Genomic DNA, 21,037 nt, shown 5'->3' with positions numbered 1-21,037 from the left:
ATTTACGCAACTTATGTCGCTGCTTTGAGCGAGCCGCTCTTCCAGCGGTGTCGGTAGAACCTGCACCGCCATCATGTCGAGCTAATCCCGCATCTGAGAGCTAATCCGGGCGATCGGCTGCTTGATAGAAAGCCATAACCTCTGGAATAATCTGATTCAGATTACCAGCACCCAAAAACAGAGCCAAATCCCCCGGTTGCAGATTTTCGGTTAAAAACTTACTTACCGATTCCAGAGAAGGCGCAAACACAACTTCTCGGCCTTCTTTAGCAATCAAATCAGCAACTTGCTGCCCGCTAATCTCTCCTAAATTCGGTTCCCCAGCACTATAAATATCGCAAGCCACAACCAAATCGGCATCCCCAAAAGATTGAGCAAATTCTGGCAAAAATGTCAGAGTCCTGCTGTAACGGTGGGGTTGAAAAATAGCAACTACTCTTCGGGATTGGGGAGTCTTGTCGCTACCTGCGATGCGCAACCGAGCCGCCGCCAAGGTGACAAGAATTTCGCTGGGGTGGTGGGCGTAGTCGTCCACAAACAGGATGTCATTATGAAAACCCCGCACCTCAAAACGGCGGCGAGCGCCTTCAAAGCCGGCAATCGCTGTCGCAATCGCCGAAAACTCCAACCCCAACAATCGACCCACTGCTACCGCAGCTAGTGCATTGCTGAGATTGTGTTTGCCTAGCAACTTCAACTCCATTTCCCCCAGGAAAGCTCCTCGCTCCCAAATTTGAGCCTTAGTGCTTTCTGCGCCGTACTCCACGTCCGAAGCCGTGTAGTCAGCACCCTTGTCCGGCTGCAAGCTGTAGCTGACATGAGGGGCGAGGCAGTCTTTGACGATTTCGTCGTCAATGCAGCCCACCAAGGTTTGACAGTTTTGGGCAAACACCTTAAATATGTCTATCACCTGATCGAGGGTCTCGTAATGGTCTGGATGATCCAGTTCCACATTGGTCACTATGCCAATTTTTGCTACCAGCTTGACGAGAGAACCGTCGGATTCATCAGCCTCGGCAACTAAGTAGGGGCCTTCGCCGGCACGGGCATTGCCTTCCCAGGCATTTACCTCGCCTCCGACTACGATCGTCGGATCTAGACCCGCAGCCATCAGCATGAAGCCAATTAAGCTGCTAGTAGTAGTTTTGCCGTGAGTCCCGGCTACGGCGATACTTTGGTAATCTTGAATTAAGGCTGCCAACACATCCGATCGATGAAAAATCGGACAGCCCAAATCTAAAGCAGCTCGATATTCGGCATTTGCCGGGTGAATTGCCGTCGAACAGACTACTTGAGGCAATCCCCCAATTGCTTGGGCGCTTGAACCGTTGCCGTTCAATTTGAGAGCTTCGGCTGTCGCGACGGAAGTTCCTACCGTACCAGCGACTGCCGAGGATACGACCCCAATCATCTCGCTGTCAGGACTGCTACCGTTGAGTGCCGTTTGAAATACTTCAAAATTGCTGGCGTCTTGACTCCAAAAAATATGAGCTCCCATTCCTTGCAAGCGCTCGGTTATGTGACTCGATTTAATGTCGGAGCCGTATACAGGCAACTTGCGTTTAGCTAGAATATAGGCAATGGCTGACATCCCAATCCCGCCAATGCCGATGAAATGAAATGGTCTACCGCTGAAATCAACAGAACTCGGCATCTTCGCTCCTCACACACCACGCCACGCCAATAACACGCGATATCATCAAAAAAATGGGTAGAAACCCCGTCCCTTCGGCAAGCTCAGGGCGAGCCTTATAGGACGGCTTTATATTCCCTTTCGGGAAGGAGGAGCATGGTTGCCCCTCCGTGGAGATATGGTTGTCTCCAAAACTCCCTTGTGGGGTAAAGTTAGCTTGTCGGTCAAAGTTTTAAGAGCTTTTTAGACTTGCAGCACCGTTCCAGTGACCTTAGAACTGTTTAACTGCAAATGACACTCTCAGGGGACTAGCTTCGCATCCTCAGTCGTGACTCAAAAAACGTAGTCAGTTAAGACTATAGCTGGTCAGAACGGCTCGTAAGAATCTTACAAGCCTCATGCCTGATAGCTGAGGTTCCTGACATCAAGAATTGTTTTTTTCAGGATACAGTTCGCTAGACATTTTTGTATACAATTCTCTGCCCTTCCCTAAATTTGGGGATTTGTAGAGAGGTTTGTCTTGTATCCTATTTGACTTAGTACCGAGTCGATTTCCGGAATAGTCACAACTATAAAATTGCAGGTTAGAGAGGATGGGCTTTGCAGTCTGGGGCAACAGACTGATTTGGGCCGATCGCATCGCATATTCCTGTATGATTTTTTTCCATCTCCTGGCTGTGCTGGGATACGTCAGCACAGCCGGGGGATGTTTTTATCAGAAAGAATTGGTTTAAAGCCGGAACCCTGATCGGGAGAAATTAAAAGAAAACTATTCATTACTCCAATTCTCTTGCTTTTAGGTAGAGGTCGCCCTCAAGCAGTCAACTGTCAACTGTCAACTGTCAACTGTCAACTGAATTAAGCCCGATGTGGGGTGAAACCCACAAAGATTTACCAAGACTACCACTTTGTATGGAAAAAGTAGCAATTTTGGGGGGGACTTTCGATCCGGTTCACTGCGGGCATTTGTTGATGGCCGAGACGGCGGTGAGTCAATTTGGGATCGATCGAGTCATTTGGGCGATCGATCACACGCCTCGTCACAAGTCGCACAGTGTTTTGGCAAGTTTTGACCAACGGCGGGAAATGGTGGCTCTGGCAACGGCCGGGCGGTCGGATTTTGCATTTTTGCCAGTGGATACCAATGCCTCTGGAACTTCTGCTATTGACACCCTACTGTATTTACAAAATTTGGCGACCGAGGCTCAGCGTTACTGGATTATCGGTGCTGACGCACTCCAAACTCTCCCCAAATGGCCACGCTGTGCGGAAATTGCCGGTTTGTGTGACTGGTTGGTGGCGGGACGGGAAAGTGTCGGAGTGGGGGAGTCGGAGATGGGAAAGTCGAGCATTGATGATTGGGCCGGAGACAATATCCAGGTTGAGACAAGTGCTGTTTGCTGTAAAGTTGCTGAACAGATGGCTGTTTTGGGAGTGCAACTTCGGTGGCAGGTTTTGGCGATGCGGGCGATCGAGATTTCGTCAAGCCACATCCGTCGCTGCTCGGCCGAAAGTCGCGACTTCCGCTACTTAGTACCGGAAAGTGTCCGAAGTTATATTGCGACTCACAGCCTTTACCAGCAACCAGCAGTCGAAAGCTGAATGCCTTGTGTGTTGGGATTTCTGCCTTCTAAAAAAGTTTAGGTTTTTTGGATAAACACAAAAAGTGAGAAAGGATCGAGCTTTGCGATATGATTTTGTCTCATAAGTCAATTCTTAAATTTTTCCAAAATTTCAGCCTGAGCTAAGGGCTGCCATCATTAGGAGGTACTAGGTGATTAGAGTCGCGATCAACGGTTTTGGACGTATTGGACGCAGTTTTACGCGCTGCTTGCTGGGCCGAGAAAATAGCCAGCTTGAGCTGGTAGCAATTAATGACACTTCCGATCCCAAAACTAATGCTCACTTGCTGAGATACGATTCCATGATGGGAACGTTGAAGGGTGTGGACATCAGTACGGATGAAAATTCGATTATTCTCAATGGCAAGACAGTTAAATGTGTGAGCGATCGTAATCCGCTCAACCTGCCTTGGAAAGATTGGGGTATTGATCTGATTATTGAAGCGACTGGTGTATTCGTTGACCAAGCTGGTGCATCGAAGCATATCACAGCAGGCGCAAAAAAGGTGCTGATTACAGCTCCGGGCAAAGGGCCTGAAGTCGGCACCTATGTGATGGGAGTCAACCACCACAACTACAAGCACAGTGACTACACAGTCATCAGCAATGCTAGCTGTACCACTAACTGTCTAGCTCCCGTAGTGAAAGTGCTTAACGACAATTTTGGCATCATCAAAGGCATGATGACCACTACGCACAGCTATACTGGCGACCAGCGCTTGTTGGATGCCAGCCACCGCGACTTGCGGCGGGCGCGGGCTGCGGCGATGAACATTGTGCCAACTTCTACTGGTGCTGCTCAAGCTGTGGCTTTGGTGATTCCAGAGTTGAAGGGTAAGTTAAATGGCATAGCCATGCGCGTGCCGACTCCGAATGTGTCGGTAGTTGATTTTGTGGCTCAGGTAGAGAAAAAGACTTTTACCGAGCAGGTAAATCAAGTTTTCAAAGAAGCAGCCGAAGGCCCGATGAAGGGGATTTTGGAGTACAACGATTTGCCTCTGGTTTCTTGCGACTATCGCGGAAATGATGCTTCTTCGATCCTGGATTCCAGCTTGACGCTAGTTATGGACGGCGACCTGGTAAAGGTGTTGTCTTGGTACGACAATGAGTGGGGCTACAGTCAGCGGGTTGTTGACTTGGCTGAATTGGTCGCCCAACGGTGGGAAGGCTAGATAGGACGTAAGGTGGAAACCGCGTCTTGTCAAACGATGTCCGCCTCCGCGGACTCAAGAATAACCCAATTGTAAGTGCCGCGTCTTCAACCCACGGAGGTGGGTTTTGTCTGTATAGAGGCGGTTTCAACCGCCCGGTCTTCTTAGGCCCAGACCCTGCCTAACCCCCCTTAAAAAGGGGGGGACAGGAGTCTTCTCTAAAAAATGGGGGGACAGGAGTCTTCTCAAAGTCCCCCTTCTTAAGGGGGATTTAGGGGGATCAGGCCTCGGATATAAACGAGATTTCGCGATATCACACGGGTGAGCAGAAACCGGGTTTTTCCCCCAATATTTGGTTCAAACCCTTAATATCGGTAAAAAACCCGGTTTCTTTAGTCCCCGGCGTAAGTCCTGAAATTTTTTTGTAGATGCAGAGGTACAGTTGAAACCGCGTCTACACAAACGATGTCCGCCTCCGCGGACGGAAGAATAACCCAATTGCAACCGCCCGGTCTTCAACCCACGGAGGTGGGTTTTGTCTGTATTGACGCGGTTGCAACCGCCCGTTCTTCTACGGTAGAGTTGAAAAAACAAAATGTGATATGAAAAAAGCGTTAATTTGCGGTATATCCGGTCAGGACGGAGCTTATTTAGCTAAACTGCTTCTGGATAAAGGTTATGAAGTTTCCGGCACCTCCAGAGACGCCCAAATGTCGAGTTTCGGAAACCTGGCTCGTTTGGGAATCCGAGACAGAGTAAAACTAGAATCCATGTCTCTCAACGATTTTCGCAGCGTCTTGCAAGTATTGGCAAAAATTGCACCAGACGAAGTGTACAATCTAGCGGGTCAAAGTTCCGTCGGCTTGTCTTTTGAACAACCCGTAGAAACCCTCGAAAGCATTGCCACAGGCACATTAAATCTGTTAGAAGCAATCCGGTTCACAGGGGGAAAAATTAAACTTTACAATGCCAGTTCCAGCGAATGTTTTGGGGATACCGGAGGCACAGCAGCGGATGAAAACACGCCCTTTCGCCCCAGAAGTCCTTACGCTGTAGCGAAAGCAACGGCATTTTGGGAAGTAGCAAATTATCGGGAAGCGTACAATTTGTTTGCGTGTTCTGGTATTTTATTCAATCACGAGTCGCCGCTGCGGCCGGAGAGGTTTGTGACGCAAAAGATTGTATCTGTGGTGTGCCGAATTGCTGCGGGTAGTTCGGAAAAACTGCATTTGGGCAACATTTCGGTGCAGCGGGACTGGGGCTGGGCTCCGGAGTATGTGGAGGCGATGTATTTGATGTTGCAGCAGGATGAACCGGATGATTATGTCATTGCTACGGGTGTAAGTTATCCTTTGGAGGAGTTTGTGCGATCGGCTTTTGTTGCTGCGGGTTTGGACTGGCAGGAACATTTGGTAACTGATGCGAGTCTCTACAGACCGACGGAGATTGCGGTTGGGTTGGGGAATCCGAGTAAGGCGAAGGAAAAGTTAGGCTGGGAGGCGAAGTATAAGATGCCCGATGTGGTGCGGATGATGGTGGAGGCGAGGATGGTTTGATGTTGTAAAATTCTGGGGTAAAAATATGGCACCAGAATATCCAACGGCTAAGGAATGGTATAAGGCTAATCGCCAAGAGTTGAAAAAATATCGAGGTGAATGGATTGCCTATAGTAATCATGGGGTAATTAGTCACGACCCAGATTATGACAAAATGAAGGATGGAATTACCCCTGATACACCTAAATTGAGTTATGTGCTTTGTCGCATATTTGAAAGCGAATTTGGAACTGCTGTCCGTTTCCCAGGATTCCACTGTAACTAGAGATTAGTTAATGACATTTCAAAGTGTGAAAAAATGCAAGTAGTTATACTAGCCGGCGGTTTGGGGACTCGTCTCCGAGAAGAAACAGAATTTCGTCCTAAGCCCCTAGTTGATGTGGGCGGGCGGCCGATTATTTGGCATATTATGAAGACCTATGCCCACTACGGTTTCCGGGACTTTATTGTGTGTTTGGGCTATCGCGGGAACATGATTAAGGAGTATTTCCTGAATTATGAAGCGATGAATAATGATTTGACTATTTGCTTGGGCCGCCAAAACCAGATCACCTATCACGAGGAGCATCAAGAGCAAGATTTTAAGGTGACACTTGCGGAAACTGGCCCGGATACCATGACTGGAGGGCGGGTAAAGCGGGTGGAAAAATACATTGCCGAGGATACCTTTATGGTGACTTATGGTGATGGAGTCGCTGATATCGATATTGGGGCGCTGCTAGATTTTCACAAGTCTCATGGTAAGCTGGCAACTGTTAGTACAGTGCGTCCGATGTCTCGATATGGTATTTTAGATGTGGACAACCAAGGTAAAGTTCTGGAATTCACGGAAAAACCTCAAATAGATGGCTGGGCAAGTGCAGGGTTTTTGATACTTCACCGCAGCATATTTGAAGATTTGAGCGGAGATGATTGTTTCTTAGAGCGAGAGCCACTGGAGCGGTTAGCGGCAGAGGGGCAATTGATGGCTTACCGCCACGAAGGTTTCTTTTTTGCGATGGATACTTACCGCGAGTATAAATATTTGAACGAACTTTGGGATAATGGAGAGGCTCCTTGGAAGGTGTGGGAATGAGTGAATTTTGGCGCGATCGATCGGTATTGGTGACAGGTTGCACAGGTCTTTTGGGCAACTGGTTAGTGGCTGAGTTGTTGGAAAGAGGCGCCTTGGTAACGGGATTAGTCCGTGATTTGGTGCCACAATCCCGACTTTATGCTGGAGAGTGGTATCGGCAAATTAATATAGTGCGCGGTTGTGTTGAGGATTTGCCAACCGTAGAACGAGCGATTAATGAGTATGAAATAGACACGGTGTTTCACTTAGCAGCTCAGACAATTGTGGGAGTTGCAAATAGAGAGCCGTTAGCAACTTTTGAAACCAACATCAAAGGCACTTGGAATATTCTAGAAGCTTGTCGCCGTGTCGGAGGTGTGAGTCGAATTGTCATCGCATCCAGCGATAAAGCCTATGGAGACCAGCTTGTTTTGCCTTATAGCGAAACAACTTCGCTGCAAGGAGAACACCCTTATGATGTTTCTAAAAGCTGTGCTGATTTAATCAGTCGGACTTATTACGTCAGTTATGGTTTGCCTGTTTGCATTACTCGCTGTGGCAACTTTTACGGCGGTGGAGACTTAAATTTTAATCGCATTGTTCCGTCTACAATTCGATCGGCATTACGTGAAAAGCCAGTAGTCATCCGTAGTGATGGCACTTTTATCCGCGACTATTTTTATGCTAAGGATGGGGTTTTAGCTTATCTCCATTTGGCAGAGCAAATGGACAGGCCGGAAATTTTGGGAGAAGCGTTTAATTTCAGCAATGAGCTACAAATTTCTGTGCGCGGCATGGTAGACCATGTTTTGAGATTGATGGGTAAGAGTCATTTAGAGCCAGTCATATTGGATCGGGCTAAGAATGAAATCAAACATCAGTATCTCTCGGCAGATAAGGCGCGAAAAATGCTCGGATGGGAATCTAAATATCCTCTAGAAGAAGGGTTGAAAGAAACAATTGAGTGGTATGAGCAATTTTTGCTGAATGAAAGTCCCTGTTTTATCAACGTGTGATTGAGGATTTCTGTGACTGGGGTTTTAATTTTCTTTCTCTTATTGGATAGTCAAGGGGGCTAATTCGGTGCCATCTAAATGTCGTTTTTGCAGTCACCCATTGGAGCATACTTTTGTAAATCTCGGGATGTCGCCGCTGGCGAATGCTTTTGTTGCTCAAGAGCATCTGAATTGTGCAGAGAAATTTTATCCGCTTCATACTTATGTCTGCGGTAATTGTTTTTTAGTGCAGCTAGAAGAGTTTGAATCCCCAGATAGCATCTTCAGCGATTATGCTTATTTTTCTTCCTATTCAGACTCTTGGCTGCGCCACGCCAAGAATTATACTGACTTGATGGTGGAGCGGTTTGGATTTGATACAACCAGTCAGGTAATTGAACTCGCTAGCAATGACGGCTATTTGCTCCAGTATTTTCAGCAGAAAGGAATTCCCGTATTGGGGATTGAACCGGCTGCAAATGTAGCCAAAGTAGCTGAGGAAAAAGGCATTCCAAGCTTGGTCAAGTTTTTTGGAGTGGAAACGGCTAAAGAGTTGGTTGCAAGAGGGAAGCAGGCGGATTTGTTGCTGGGCAATAATGTGTTGGCTCACGTACCCGACTTGAATGATTTTGTGGCGGGGATGAAAATTCTCCTGAAGCCAAACGGTGTCTTGACAATGGAGTTTCCTCATGTATTGCAACTAATTCAAGACAATTTGTTTGACACAATTTACCACGAGCATTTCTCTTATTTCTCATTTCTGACTGTCGAGAAAATTTTTGCAAGTCACGGTTTAACTTTGTTTGATGTGGATGAGTTACCGACGCACGGGGGTTCTCTGCGGATTTACGGAAGGCACGCAGATTGTGAGAGTATACAGGTTTGTGATCGCATTTCCCAACTTAAAGCTAAGGAAATGCAAGCAGGACTCAACGAAATAGAAATTTATGTAGGATTTGGCGAACAGGTGAAGTCTACCAAGCGCCAAATGCTAAGTTTCCTAATTGAGGCTAAAAACCAGGGCAAATCAATTGCGGGCTACGGTGCGCCGGCTAAGGCTAATACACTGCTGAACTATTGCGGTATTCGCACGGATTTGATTGATTATACGGTGGATTTAAGCCCGCACAAGCAGGGTTTGTTTTTGCCGGGAACTCAAATTCCGATATATCATCCAGATAAAATTCGGGAAACTAAACCGGATTATTTGGCGATCTTGCCTTGGAACATCAAAGATGAGATAGTAAGTCAGATGGATTATATCCGCGAGTGGGGAGGTAAATTTGTGGTGCTGATTCCTAAAGTGGAGGTGATAGGGTGAAGTTTACTGAAACAAAAATTAAGGGAGCTTACGTTATTGAGGTAGATAGAATAGAGGACGAGCGCGGCTTTTTTGGGCGCTCTTGGTGTCAAAAGGAGTTTGCAGAACACGGTTTGAATCCTAATTTAGTGCAGTGCAATATTTCTTTTAACCTGAAGAAAGGTACTTTGCGGGGGATGCACTATCAGGCTAAACCCTACGAGGAAGCCAAGTTAGTTAGATGTGTAAAAGGGGGAATTTATGATGTAATTATAGATTTGCGTCCCGATTCGCCTACTTTCAAAGACTGGTTTTCAGTTGAGCTAAATGCTGAAAACCGCAAGATGATATATATTCCTGAAGGTATGGCTCACGGTTGTCAAACTTTGGCGGACAATACTGAGGTTTTCTATCAGATGTCGGAGTTTTATTGCTCGGAATCTGCAAGGGGAGTGCGGTGGGACGATCCGATATTTGGGATTGATTGGCCTGAGATATCTCAGCGCGTGATTTCGGAAAAAGACCGGAGTTACCCTAATTTTTTGCTATGAAAAAAGTGTTGGTTACGGGTGCGGGGGGTTTTGTTGGCAGACACGCTTTAAAGACGCTGGTGGAACGCGGCTTTGAAGTTCATGCTGTCACTTCTAAGACTTTGCCGAGTTTGAGTTCTGACTGTACGTGGCATCTGGCAAATTTGTTAGATCATACATCCATTAAAGAGTTAGTTTGTCAAGTAAAGCCAACGCATTTGTTGCACTTTGCCTGGTGTTATACAGTACCCGGTCAATATTGGAAATCTGAGGATAACTTTTTGTGGGTGCAAGCTAGTATAGAATTGTTGAGGCAATTTCGAGAGCATGGGGGCGATCGCGCTGTGATGGGCGGAACCTGTGCGGAGTATGATTGGAATTACGGTTATTGCTCAGAATTTGTAACACCGCTCAATCCAGATACTCCCTACGGTATTTGTAAAAAAGCTTTGCAGGAGATAGTGAGTTCCTATTCACAGACAACAAGTCTCAGCAGTGCTTGGGGACGGATTTTCTTTCCCTACGGTTCTTACGAGTATCCGAACCGGCTGGTTTCTTCGGTGATTCTTTCTCTTTTGAAGGAAGAACCCGCTCGTTGTTCTCACGGCAATCAAATTCGCGATTTTATGTACGTGCAGGATGTGGCTGATGCTTTTGTGGCTCTTTTGGAGAGTGAGGTGACGGGTGCTGTTAATATTGGATCGGGACAGGCGATCGCGATTAAAGATGTTGTTTATAAAATAGCTGATTTAATTGGGCGATCCGATTTAGTAGAGTTAGGTGCTATCCCGTCTGCTGCGAAAGAACCGCCCTTGTTAGTGGCTGATGTGCGTCGCTTATTGAATGAGGTGGGTTGGAAGCCAAAGTTTAGCTTAGAGATGGGATTAAGACAAGCTATAATCTGGTGGGAAACTCAAATAATACAGGATTGCAAATTGAGCAATTAGTCAGTATTTTTTTTAAGATAAGGAAGTTAACACCTACACAACATCTAAAATTTCACCTTTAAATGAGTTTTAAATATGCAGAAATGCCCTGTTTGTAGTTCCAACTTAGTATCCCCATTTTTGCTTCGATGTAGCGTACCCGTTCATCAAAACCTAGTGATGGCGGATCGCATATCTGCTCTAGAAATCAATCGCGGCAATCTGAATCTAGCAGTTTGTGAAGACTGTGGATTTATTTTTAATGCTGATTTCGATGGTTCCAAGTTAAGCTATGGCAAAGATTATGATAACAGCCAGACTTATTCGCCATCTTTTGAGAGTTATATTTGCGAACTTGCCCGGTCTCTAATCTATGATAAAAATGTTCAAAATTGTTCGATTGTGGAAGTGGGCTGCGGTAAGGGTTCATTTTTAAGGAAGCTAGTAGAATCTGAGGAATTGGGAAATCAGGGTTATGGGTTTGACCCAAGTTATGTCGGGGAAGAAACTGTTCTTGACGGCCGCTTGAAGTTTGAAAAACGCTACTATGACTCAGATTGTGCTAATATTCATGCTGACGTGGTTGTTTGTCGCCACGCGATCGAACACGTTCCTGATCCTCTGAACTTACTCTCTTCTGTCCGACAAGCTTTGGTTAATTCCCCTCAAGCTCGCGTTTTCTTTGAAACGCCGTGCGTGGAGTGGATACTCCGCAATCAAGTAATATGGGATTTTTTCTACGAACACTGTTCCTACTTTACGGCACAGTCGCTCGCGACGGCTTTTGAAGTATCTGGTTTTCAGGTTGAGAGTGTAGATCATGTATTTGGAGGGCAATATCTCTGGTTAGAAGCTACGATTCCGGCCCAACAACCTGCGGTCACGAAAAACCCAGCATCCATCTCGCTTTTAGCTAAGCAATTTGCTACATCAGAACGGGAACTGATCGGAAAGTGGGAAATTAAGATTCAAGAATTAGCTAGTCAAGGAAAAGTTGCTCTTTGGGGGGCGGGAGCTAAGGGCGTAACTTTTGCCAATACTATTGATCCCGATGGTAAATGGATTGACTGCATTGTTGACCTGAACCCTAACAAACAAGGTAAGTATATCCCTGGGACAGCCCACCCCATTGTCAGCTATCATGAGATGGGCGATCGGGGAATTACAACTGCTATTTTGATGAATCCGAATTATTATGAAGAGAATTCAGCTTTATTAAAGGCAGCAAATATCAATATTGATTTATTAGTGGAGTAACTTATGAAATTGACAATCGATACGACTGAAAAAACACTCACTTGTGAAATTGATAACCAGAAGCAGGTATTAGACCTTTATACAAAAGAGGCTTTTGAACTGATATCGCTGCAATGGGTTAAAGTCGGATGGAATCAGAAATATTCTTATACATTTAGTTGGCTCGGTCGCCCTTTGCTGCAACTGCCTGAAGATGTGATTCGCATTCAGGAAGTTATTTATCAAGTTAAACCGGATGTGATTGTTGAAACAGGTGTAGCACATGGTGGATCTCTGATTTATTATGCAAGTCTTTGTAAAGCAATGGGCAAAGGGAGGGTAATAGGAGTTGACATTGAAATCAGACCTCACAACCGCAAGGCTATAGAGGAACATGAATTGTCATCGTTCATTACTTTAGTGGAAGGGAGTTCTACAGACCCCGGCATTGTAGGTGATGTGAAAAAACTTCTAAATCCTGGGGAGACTGTCTTGGTTTGTCTTGACTCGTGCCACACGAAACAGCACGTTGCTGACGAGTTAGAGGCTTATTGCGGTCTGGTGACACCGGGCTCCTACATAATTGCTACAGATGGGATTATGAAGGATTTGGATGATGTGCCGCGTGGCAATCCAGAGTGGAAGTGGGATCATCCTACTGCGGCGGCGGCTGAGTTTGCGGAGGGGCATTCTGAGTTTGTGCTAGAGCAGCCTAAATGGCCGTTTAGCGAGAGCGATTTGACAGAGAATGTAACTCACTGGCCGGGGGCTTGGTTGCAGCGCAAGTAACGAAAATTTTGTGATGCGAGTGGGATCGCGTCATTTCAGGGCCGAAGTCGATACAGAATACACCAAAATAAGTTTGAGCATCCTCAGTTTGCCTGCAAGTACCCTTACTGAGGATAGCCAAAGGCGCTAGAACTTATGGTTCTTTAGAGATCTGAAATAACTAGGGCTTGCTGAATAGAACTAGAAGCTATGAGTGCCAAGGCTTTCAATATTTTTAAACAAAAAAAAGTGCAAGGTTATGACGTTTTTCGGCTCAAAATCCTTGGATTTCGGTGGAAAATTGTGGAGTAAATTTGGGAACCCATCTCCGAATCTCCCATTTTTCAAGCTGTTTGGCACCTGGATTCGATTTGTGGGCTTTTTCAGCAAGCCCTAACTAAGTTAAAATTCTCCTTTGATAATGAGAGCCAATAGGAATACTCAGTACCTCTTTGGCTAAGCTTTCTGGAATTATCAAACCTCCGAGAAGAAAATCTAGTTCAGCATAGGTAAGTTGTAGGTGTGGTGGAATTGACTATTGACTGTTGTAAAAAGTGACCTTGTTAGTCATTGTGTGGCTAGCAAGGGACTCGATGCGAAAGTAAAAATCTATTTTTTCCTAAACTTAACATCATTTACTCTTTCAATTCCTTGATTATCTTAATAACTTCATTATAAATTACTCGCCAATCACATTTATAGTTAAAGTTGTCAAAATTTTCTACACTATTATCTGGAACCAATACTTGTGGCTGGAAACTTTCAATAATTTGTTGATTTGGGTTGACATAGTATGGTTCTCCCCAAGCAGCAAGACCAGCAGTATGTGCATGTAATACACCAGGCTTATGAGCTATCCATACGGAGAACGTTAATCCAGCCCCAACGGGTGATATGTGCAAATCTATATTCAAAGCCCAAGCAACCGTTTCGTAAGTTGTGGAACCAATCGCGCTATACACAGGAATTTGACTAGGAATCAAAGCTACTATGTCATTCATAGTGGCTTTGTCCGCATCAATCATAGACCAACAGGAACTAGACTCATTTTCCTTACCTGTAATAGACCAACCATCAAACACAATACCTAATTTTGGGTAGTCGGCATAAAGTTGATTGATAATATTGCCAATTCCCTCTACTTGAGATAGCCATGTTCTCCTACTATTTTTAGCCCTAATTTGAATACCCAAAAAGGGGAAACATTGTTTCTTGGCTTCCTCAACCTTTTGAATAAATTCTTGGGAACATTTCTGGTAAGAAACTTTGCGTATTCTCTCAATTAATTGATCTCTCATAAAGATGCCATTTACTCTTAAAGCTACATAATTATTTTCTATAACTTTTTTAAAGACATCGCTAACATCCTCTACTTCAATGAACTTGTCAGCAGGAATTTCTGGAAAAATATCCTGACAACTGAAATAGTCGCCAGGCGCTACCATAATTTTATCCAACTTGTGTAACATATCATTTTCACGCAGTACATCAATCCCCGCCAAATCTTGCCCAACATAATGTCCTATGTTAAATCCTAAGCCGATAACATCAACAAGCTTTTTATGTTTAGTTTCTTGAGATAAATATGATTTTACCTCACGCCAATAACTAACCATATAACTTTTAAGTTTGTTGATGCTTTCTGTTGGTCTTGCAAACCCCAATAATGCGGCATTTAAACAAATTATTAACTCTAATTTAGGAAAATAAGCTAAAAGCCTTTCTCCACCGGGACAACCTACAATTAAATAAAAAATCTCCTTCCCTGAGAATCTATAACAGAAACTTTGTAAGTCGTGTCCTCTTTGCTTGATAGGGTTTTCGTGATGGTTAATCACAAAGGATTGATTAGACCTTAGAACCTGACCACTGAAAGGGCAGATTGTATAAACATAACCTGTCTCTACTAAACTTTGTTGATAAGAAGGGGTGGTTAGTCTAAGCTTACTAGATGAGAGTTCTTGTTGTGGCTCAGAAAAACTATTAATGTATATTCTTTCAAGATAAAAATCATCTTCAGCCATTAATCCTAAATTATCTATGAGCAAACCCATTTGATTTAGATAGAGTTTTTGTTCTTCTGTTAATGTCTGTAAAGTGACAAATAAATAACGACTATGGCTTTGGAAGTATTTTTCTGCCTCTTGCCGATCAATTTCATCGGGATAATCAATTTGATTGTTTGAAAATACAAAAGTATTATTGGTATTATTGTTTAAGTCATTCCATATCCTTTCGTATAAATGTTTATCATTATTTAATTCTGAAATCTTCGACAACCTTTCCAAACAGGTAACAGCTTCATTCATAAAATTTTGTTTTGCCAAAAACAAAGCTAAGTTATGATAAAAATAAAAGCTTTTTTCAGATCCTTTTAATAGTTCATCATAACAGGACAGTAACTGATTAATTTTTCCGTGACTAGCTAGTTTTAATGATAGATCATAGTAAATTTCGATTTTTTCCTGGAAAATTTCTAAGGATTTTTTGTAGCATTTAATTGCTTCTTCTATGCGGTCTTCGTCTACCAGTTTACAGCCAATTTTAATAGCTTGCTGGTAATCTAAAATAGCTTCATCAGGTCTTCCTGCTCTATCCCAATCTTGACCGGACTCTAAATATAAATCATAAGAGTAGGGGTTTAATTCCATACATCGTTGATAGCAATCCTTTTTTTCTGGTAAATATTCTGAGCCAACGTTTATGCGTTTGCAGTGAATAGCTATATGTTTCTGTACGTTTTCTTGTCCCTGTATATTTAGGACGTTCTTGAATTCTGGCGAATTTCTAAATATAGTGATCAATCCTTTTCTACCGGTTGAAGCTATATGGATAGACCACCCTTCTGTCTCACTTGGTGCTGGTTCACGCATCAGATAAGTTGTGTAAAGTTCTCTAACAAAAGATTGATCAGAAAATTCAGATAAGGCTTGCAGAAGTGCGTCATCATTCAAATCGGACAAATCTCTGTCAGGGTGAGCTTCTTGAAGCTGTTGCAGAATAACTTTTCCCGATTCAGGATCAGACTCAATATCTGCTAACTTAGATTGAGTATATTCAGACAAACAAACACTTAACTGATAATGAGCATCAAATGAGTTAGGATTTAACTCACAAGCCTTACGATAATATTTGATTACCCCTTCAAAGTCTCTTTTTGGCAAGTTTTTTAATATTTGCATGAGTTCACTGTAAATCATTTGCCAATCACAATCATAGTCACGGTTAAGATTAGGGTCATTCATATTTTCAATAATATCATCTTTTTGTATCCAAACTGGCATCACTCCATTTTCTCTGATTTTAGATGAGAATGCGTCTTGATTGAAAGCATTCCAATGTATTTGTGATGTATGCACTACACCAGTTTTGTTAGCAATCCATAATAAGCTAGTGAGTCCAGTACCCATTGATCCTGTGTATAAATCTATAGCATGAGCAAAATATATTGTTTCATAAAGTGTGGAACCTATTGTACTATAGCAGGGAATAGTATCGGGTATAAGTTCTTTAATTTGTTTTGCTATAGATCGATCTATCTTAATCATTGATTCGACGACTAAGTTTTCTTTATCTGTTCGAGACCAACCATCAAAAACAACTCCTAAATTAGGAAAATCTTGATATAATTTCTTGATAATATTAGCAGTTCCTTCTACTTGAGATATCCATCTTCTATTGTGGGAACGAACTTGCACACAAAGCAAAGGAAAATGTTGTTTTGCTGTAGCTACTTCTTGCATAAATTCGGGATTTTTGGAGCATCTTTTGATCGAGTTTTGATACGTTCTACTGGCTAATTCCTCCTTAATTACTAAATCTGTTACCCAAACAAGAAAATAATTATTCTCCATACATTTTTTAAAAATGTCTTCGGTATCGTCTGTTGTAGAAATTATCTTTTCAGCAGGAATTTCTGGGAAAATTTCCCCTACTTGTAATAAATCTTGCGGCCCTCTTAAAAATTTATCCACTTTATCTAAAATTTTAGCTTCGTATAAATGATAAATTCCTGTTAGTTCGTTCCAATAATAATGACCTAGACTACCATAAAAACCCAACATTGCTACTATTTGCTTTTTTTGATTATTTTTTGATATATAATGTTTAAATTGTTTCCAAAAAGCGACGGCTTTACTCTTAAGTAGATTTATGACATTTTCATCTGGGATATATTTCAAAGGATAAATTCTAATAATTAATTCTTTTTGGGGAAAATAGAGTAGGGTTTTATGTCCAAGCCATGTTGAACATACTAAATAAAATACTTCACCCCCCTCAAATCGGTATATCTGTATAGTGTGACCAAGTGCCAGTAAAAATGAATGATTACTTCTAAGAATCTTACCCGTTACAGGACAAACACAATAAATATAGCCAGTTTCTACAATACTTTGCTTAAAATAATTTCCTTCTTTGACGTTATGGTAACCTTTTACGCTTCTATCTTCCCGCCATGCTTGTTTAGATAGGTTTCGTTTTAGATTATGTTCAAAACTGTTAATATATATTTCTTCTAATTCTATATCATCTTTGGAGATTAATTCTAAATTAGCGATAGACAAACCCTCTTGTTCAATAAAATATCGATCAGAATCTGTCAGAGACGACCAGTTAATAATTTTATAATTACTATTTTCACTAAAGTATTTATAAGTAGCTTCAGGACTAATTGCTGTAGGCAAATCACAACTTTCCTTGTTGAGGATGCCTAACTGATTAAGGCCCTGCCATATTGTTTCATAAATCTCTCCTTCATTCAATTGTTTCTGAGAAGCCTTTTGAAAAATGGTGATATCCTTTTTGGCTAAACTCAGGATTAAATCTGAATAAACATCGTTTTTTTTAGGCTGGATTTCCAATAATTTTTGGGAGCAGGCGAAAGCTTCTTCAAATTGTTGTTTTCGCGCGAGTAGCATTCCTAGGTTAAAGTATGTTATCCAGTTAGGTTCTATTTCTCTGGTTTGTCGCCAATGGGCAATTGCTTTGTCCAGATAACCTTCTGGATACAATTCCACCACTTTGCGGTGTAATCTACCTCCATGTTCTTGTTTGCCTTTCAATTGTAGGTGCTTTCCTAAATCAAAAAAGTAATCAGCAGCCAAATCTTGATTTATAGGGGGATAAAGCAGGTTCAATTCTATCCAATTTACGGCAAAAGATATCCCTGTTGACCAAAAACGAATTTCTAGGTTTTTGGCATCCACTAACTCTATAAAAAATTCTAGTTTGTCTTGTCGGGTATAAACATTGATTTCCCCCCAAACGTAGAGGCCTTCAGTTGCTACATCTAACTTAAAACCAACTCGATCAGAATTTTCTAATTCTTTGTCTAAATTGGTTTCTATAAACTGAAAGTTAACCCCGATTTTATATAAACCATCAGGAACATTAATGTAAGGACCAAAAGACACTAACGCATGATTTCCGGCAGGACTAACTAACTGTTTTTTAGTGCCTTTTTCAACCAATTGCCCTGAATTAATCGCTAACTGTTCAGGATAAATCTGGAAATTAGATATCGGTTCTAAGCTATTTAATAAGCTGTTATTATCTGCTTGTGGATTCAACTCAACATTACTTCGCCACTCAGCGATCGCTTGTTCTATATTCTTTTGTTCAATTGGAGTTTCCTTGAACTCCAAACAATCTTCAATGGTTTCTGTTATTTCTTCTTCAGAAACATGATTCTGTTCAGCTAATACCTTCTCTAACTTCTGCCGAAACGTCTCCGAACTCGGATTCAAATCAACCGCTTTTTGATAAGCCGCGATCGCCCCATCCAAATCCAACTGAGATCCCTGTTGCAGCACCTCCCCCAGTGTATACTGAATCCAATCCACCTCTGGCTCAAGCTCACTGGCACGACGGTAAGCCGCGATCGCGTCTTCCCACTGCTCAAGTTTGACCAATGCTTTCCCTAACTGCAACCAGACTTCAAAGTTATCAGGTTGAATCTCTAGGAGTTTGCGACAAGCTTCCACATCATCTGGATTGAGCTCTATAGCACGGCGATAAGAAGCGATCGCCCCCTCCACATCTAACTGAGTTCGCTGTTGCAGCACATCCCCCAGTCTATACTGAATCCAATCCGCCTCTGGCTCCAGCTCACTGGCACGACGGTAAGCCGCGATCGCCTCATCTAACTTACCCAATTCAATCAAGCTCTGCCCCAACCCGCAGTAAGATCCAAAATGTTCAGGATTGAGTTCAATGGCCCTGCGGAAAGCAAGCACCGCTTCTTCCCACTGTTGTTGTCCATCGAGGGCATCTCCCAAGTGATGATAAGACCACGAAAAATCCGGGTTGAGTTCGATCGCACGGCGGAAAGCTGCGATCGCTTCCTCCAATTGACCAAGTTTTGCTAGAGCTTCCCCTAAATTGTGGTGAGACCAAGAGAGGTCAGGATTTAGCTCTATGGCATGACGGTAAGCTGCGATCGCCTCCTCCAGAGTCCCTGACTCTAGAAGTCTATCACCCTCTTCCAAATAATCAACGGCAGTTTTTTTGGCTTCCATTTTGAGTTACTGTCAATCGTGCTAAGCTGATGAGCTAATTCACCTTACACTAAGTTGTGTACTTTTGACAAGATGTAACCTTAATAACCTAACCTTAGTGTAAACTGTGGTTGAATCTCGGACTCTGGAGAGGCGATGTACTTGATGTTGTAGCACGAACAGCCAGAGGGCTGTGTAAGTGCAACAGGTGAAAGTCATCATGCGTTGTCAGAAATTCTGGCGACAGTGCTTGATGCCTGATTAAATTGGCAGGAACATATAGCTATCGACGCCAGTCTTAATAGACTCAGGGAAATGGCTGTAATATAAGCTGCGCTTAATGATCATTTATGCGAAAATTGGGTGGACCTGCAGATGAGTCAAATGGAATCATTTTCAGGATCACTTAAGTCAATTTACACAAGTCTCAAAGCCGAATAAATTTAATCTAGAAAAGACAGGATGAGCCACAATGCAAGAATGGAAAAGAACGTTTTTTTTCAATAACCAAGAGTTTTATTACAATCGTATAAATTTTAATAATCCAACCGAAAGAGCGGTAGAAATACCTATTGCTTTTAACTTTCTTGCCACTATCAACAAACCAGCCAGCATCCTTGAAGTCGGAAATGTACTATCTCATTATGAAAACCATTTGAGTGAAACGCTTGGTATAACATCAAGACGAATTGTTGATAAATTTGAAGTAGAACTAGGGGTAGATAATGAAGATTTAATGAACCTGCAGTCGGAAGAAAAATACGACGCGATTGTCTCACTTTCTACAGTCGAACACATTGGACAAAAAGGAGATCCTTCGGGTGGATATGGAGAGCAGGAAGAAAACCGCGATCTTGAAGGCCCATTAAAAGCAATTGCTAAGATATACGACCTACTTGCTCCTGATGGCAAAGCTTTGATTACCGTTCCTTTTGGAAAACTTATAGATGGGGAATGGTATATTCAACTTAGTAAAGAGTATTTGTATCTATTAGGCAAAAAATATGGAATTCCTAAAGAGGCTGTCTCAGTTAATTGTTTAAAGCTAATAGACAGAGAAACAACTGACCGTGGTTTTAACGTGCTTTGGGAAGAGTTAGATGCTCTTGAACTTAGTTATGTGGAATACGGCTCGCCTTTTTCTCAAGCAAATGCGATCGCAGTTATCGAGCTTTCCAAGCTTTCAAGTGACTTTCACTTGAAATTAAATGTCGAGCCGAGTCCTCTGTTATACAATATGCCCTATGAGACGCGGGCAGAATTCGAGCAAAACAAGGCTCTGCTACAGCAAACTCAAAGTGAATTGGCAGAATTTCAGTTGCAATTGCAACTGAGTCAGAGCGAATTGGAACAATCCCAAGCACTGCAGCACCAGACTCAGAGTGAATTAGAACAATCTCAGTTACAACTGCATCAGACTCAGAGTGAATTAGAACAATCCCAGTTACAACTCCATCAGACTCAGAGTGAATTGGAACAATCCCAAGCAATCCAGCACCAGACTCAGAGTGAATTGGAACAATCCCAGTTACAACTGCATCAGACTCAGAGTGAATTGGAACAATCCCAGTTACAACTGCATCAGACTCAGAGTGAATTGGAACAATTCCAGTTACAACTGCATCAGACTCAGAGTGAATTGGAACAATCCCAAGCAATCCAGCACCAGACTCAGAGTGAATTGGAACAATCCCAGTTACAACTGCATCAGACTCAGAGTGAATTGGAACAATCCCAGTTACAACTGCATCAGACTCAGAGTGAATTGG

13 protein-coding genes and 1 pseudogene are annotated in these 21,037 nt (G+C 42.8%); 12 read left to right on the top strand and 2 right to left on the bottom strand.

Features of this window, described 5'->3' with window-relative positions; all coding sequences use genetic code 11:
* Positions 1-100 precede the first annotated feature (100 nt).
* Positions 101-1,654, bottom strand: coding sequence for a UDP-N-acetylmuramate--L-alanine ligase (gene murC, locus QUB66_RS08085; RefSeq protein ID WP_265235044.1), 1,554 nt, complete (start codon positions 1,652-1,654; stop codon positions 101-103).
* 846 nt (positions 1,655-2,500) lie between these two features.
* On the opposite strand from murC, the gene nadD reads away from it, so the two are divergent.
* The 11 genes from nadD to QUB66_RS08030 all read left to right on the top strand — a co-directional run bounded on the left by nadD (position 2,501) and on the right by QUB66_RS08030 (position 12,792).
* Complete coding sequence (gene nadD, locus QUB66_RS08080) at positions 2,501-3,235, top strand: nicotinate (nicotinamide) nucleotide adenylyltransferase (RefSeq protein WP_332967235.1); 735 nt, start codon at positions 2,501-2,503, stop codon at positions 3,233-3,235.
* A gap of 172 nt (positions 3,236-3,407) precedes the next feature.
* On the top strand, positions 3,408-4,427 hold the full coding sequence (locus QUB66_RS08075) for a type I glyceraldehyde-3-phosphate dehydrogenase (protein WP_265235040.1): 1,020 nt from the start codon (positions 3,408-3,410) through the stop codon (positions 4,425-4,427).
* A 581-nt stretch (positions 4,428-5,008) separates the two neighbouring features.
* On the top strand, positions 5,009-5,962 hold the full coding sequence (locus tag QUB66_RS08070) for a GDP-mannose 4,6-dehydratase (RefSeq protein WP_332967236.1): 954 nt from the start codon (positions 5,009-5,011) through the stop codon (positions 5,960-5,962).
* A gap of 25 nt (positions 5,963-5,987) precedes the next feature.
* On the top strand, positions 5,988-6,227 hold the full coding sequence (locus QUB66_RS08065) for a DUF5678 domain-containing protein (RefSeq protein ID WP_332967238.1): 240 nt from the start codon (positions 5,988-5,990) through the stop codon (positions 6,225-6,227).
* 33 nt (positions 6,228-6,260) lie between these two features.
* Positions 6,261-7,037, top strand: a complete 777-nt coding sequence (gene rfbF / locus QUB66_RS08060) for a glucose-1-phosphate cytidylyltransferase (protein WP_332967240.1) — start codon at positions 6,261-6,263, stop codon at positions 7,035-7,037.
* Complete coding sequence (locus QUB66_RS08055) at positions 7,034-8,032, top strand: GDP-mannose 4,6-dehydratase (RefSeq protein ID WP_332967241.1); 999 nt, start codon at positions 7,034-7,036, stop codon at positions 8,030-8,032. Before rfbF ends, QUB66_RS08055 begins: the two co-directional genes overlap by 4 nt.
* Positions 8,033-8,099: 67 nt before the next feature.
* Positions 8,100-9,332 (top strand): class I SAM-dependent methyltransferase, encoded by a 1,233-nt coding sequence (locus QUB66_RS08050; RefSeq protein WP_332967242.1) that lies wholly within the window; start codon positions 8,100-8,102, stop codon positions 9,330-9,332.
* Positions 9,329-9,862, top strand: coding sequence for a dTDP-4-dehydrorhamnose 3,5-epimerase (rfbC, locus tag QUB66_RS08045; RefSeq protein WP_332967244.1), 534 nt, complete (start codon positions 9,329-9,331; stop codon positions 9,860-9,862). Before QUB66_RS08050 ends, rfbC begins: the two co-directional genes overlap by 4 nt.
* Positions 9,859-10,788: an NAD-dependent epimerase/dehydratase family protein gene (locus QUB66_RS08040; protein ID WP_332967246.1), complete on the top strand. Its 930-nt coding sequence runs from the start codon at positions 9,859-9,861 to the stop codon at positions 10,786-10,788. Before rfbC ends, QUB66_RS08040 begins: the two co-directional genes overlap by 4 nt.
* A 159-nt stretch (positions 10,789-10,947) precedes the next feature.
* On the top strand, positions 10,948-12,024 hold the full coding sequence (locus QUB66_RS08035; protein ID WP_332967248.1) for a class I SAM-dependent methyltransferase: 1,077 nt from the start codon (positions 10,948-10,950) through the stop codon (positions 12,022-12,024).
* Between the two features lie 3 nt (positions 12,025-12,027).
* Positions 12,028-12,792, top strand: coding sequence for a cephalosporin hydroxylase family protein (locus QUB66_RS08030; RefSeq protein WP_332967250.1), 765 nt, complete (start codon positions 12,028-12,030; stop codon positions 12,790-12,792).
* Between the two features lie 614 nt (positions 12,793-13,406).
* Here the strand turns inward: QUB66_RS08030 and QUB66_RS08025 are convergent.
* The gene (locus QUB66_RS08025; protein WP_332967252.1) at positions 13,407-19,289 is read right to left on the bottom strand and encodes a tetratricopeptide repeat protein; all 5,883 of its coding nucleotides are present in this window, start codon (positions 19,287-19,289) and stop codon (positions 13,407-13,409) included.
* A 715-nt stretch (positions 19,290-20,004) separates the two neighbouring features.
* Here QUB66_RS08025 and QUB66_RS08020 point away from each other — a divergent pair.
* Positions 20,005-21,037: pseudogene (locus tag QUB66_RS08020) on the top strand (hypothetical protein); the annotation flags it as partial.

This window comes from Microcoleus sp. A2-C3, from assembly GCF_036706065.1.
Classification (GTDB): domain Bacteria; phylum Cyanobacteriota; class Cyanobacteriia; order Cyanobacteriales; family Microcoleaceae; genus Microcoleus.
This window is presented reverse-complemented; position numbering and strand designations above follow the sequence as displayed.

Bases quoted from the DNA above. Each gene is read 5' to 3' on its own strand.
- murC (WP_265235044.1), bottom strand. From the start codon at position 1,654: ATGCCGAGTTCTGTTGATTTCAGCGGTAGACCATTTCATTTCATCGGC.
- nadD (WP_332967235.1), top strand. From the start codon at position 2,501: ATGTGGGGTGAAACCCACAAAGATTTACCAAGACTACCACTTTGTATG.
- QUB66_RS08070 (WP_332967236.1), top strand. From the start codon at position 5,009: ATGAAAAAAGCGTTAATTTGCGGTATATCCGGTCAGGACGGAGCTTAT.
- QUB66_RS08065 (WP_332967238.1), top strand. From the start codon at position 5,988: ATGGCACCAGAATATCCAACGGCTAAGGAATGGTATAAGGCTAATCGC.
- rfbF (WP_332967240.1), top strand. From the start codon at position 6,261: ATGCAAGTAGTTATACTAGCCGGCGGTTTGGGGACTCGTCTCCGAGAA.
- QUB66_RS08055 (WP_332967241.1), top strand. From the start codon at position 7,034: ATGAGTGAATTTTGGCGCGATCGATCGGTATTGGTGACAGGTTGCACA.
- QUB66_RS08040 (WP_332967246.1), top strand. From the start codon at position 9,859: ATGAAAAAAGTGTTGGTTACGGGTGCGGGGGGTTTTGTTGGCAGACAC.
- QUB66_RS08035 (WP_332967248.1), top strand. From the start codon at position 10,948: ATGGCGGATCGCATATCTGCTCTAGAAATCAATCGCGGCAATCTGAAT.
- QUB66_RS08030 (WP_332967250.1), top strand. From the start codon at position 12,028: ATGAAATTGACAATCGATACGACTGAAAAAACACTCACTTGTGAAATT.
- QUB66_RS08025 (WP_332967252.1), bottom strand. From the start codon at position 19,289: ATGGAAGCCAAAAAAACTGCCGTTGATTATTTGGAAGAGGGTGATAGA.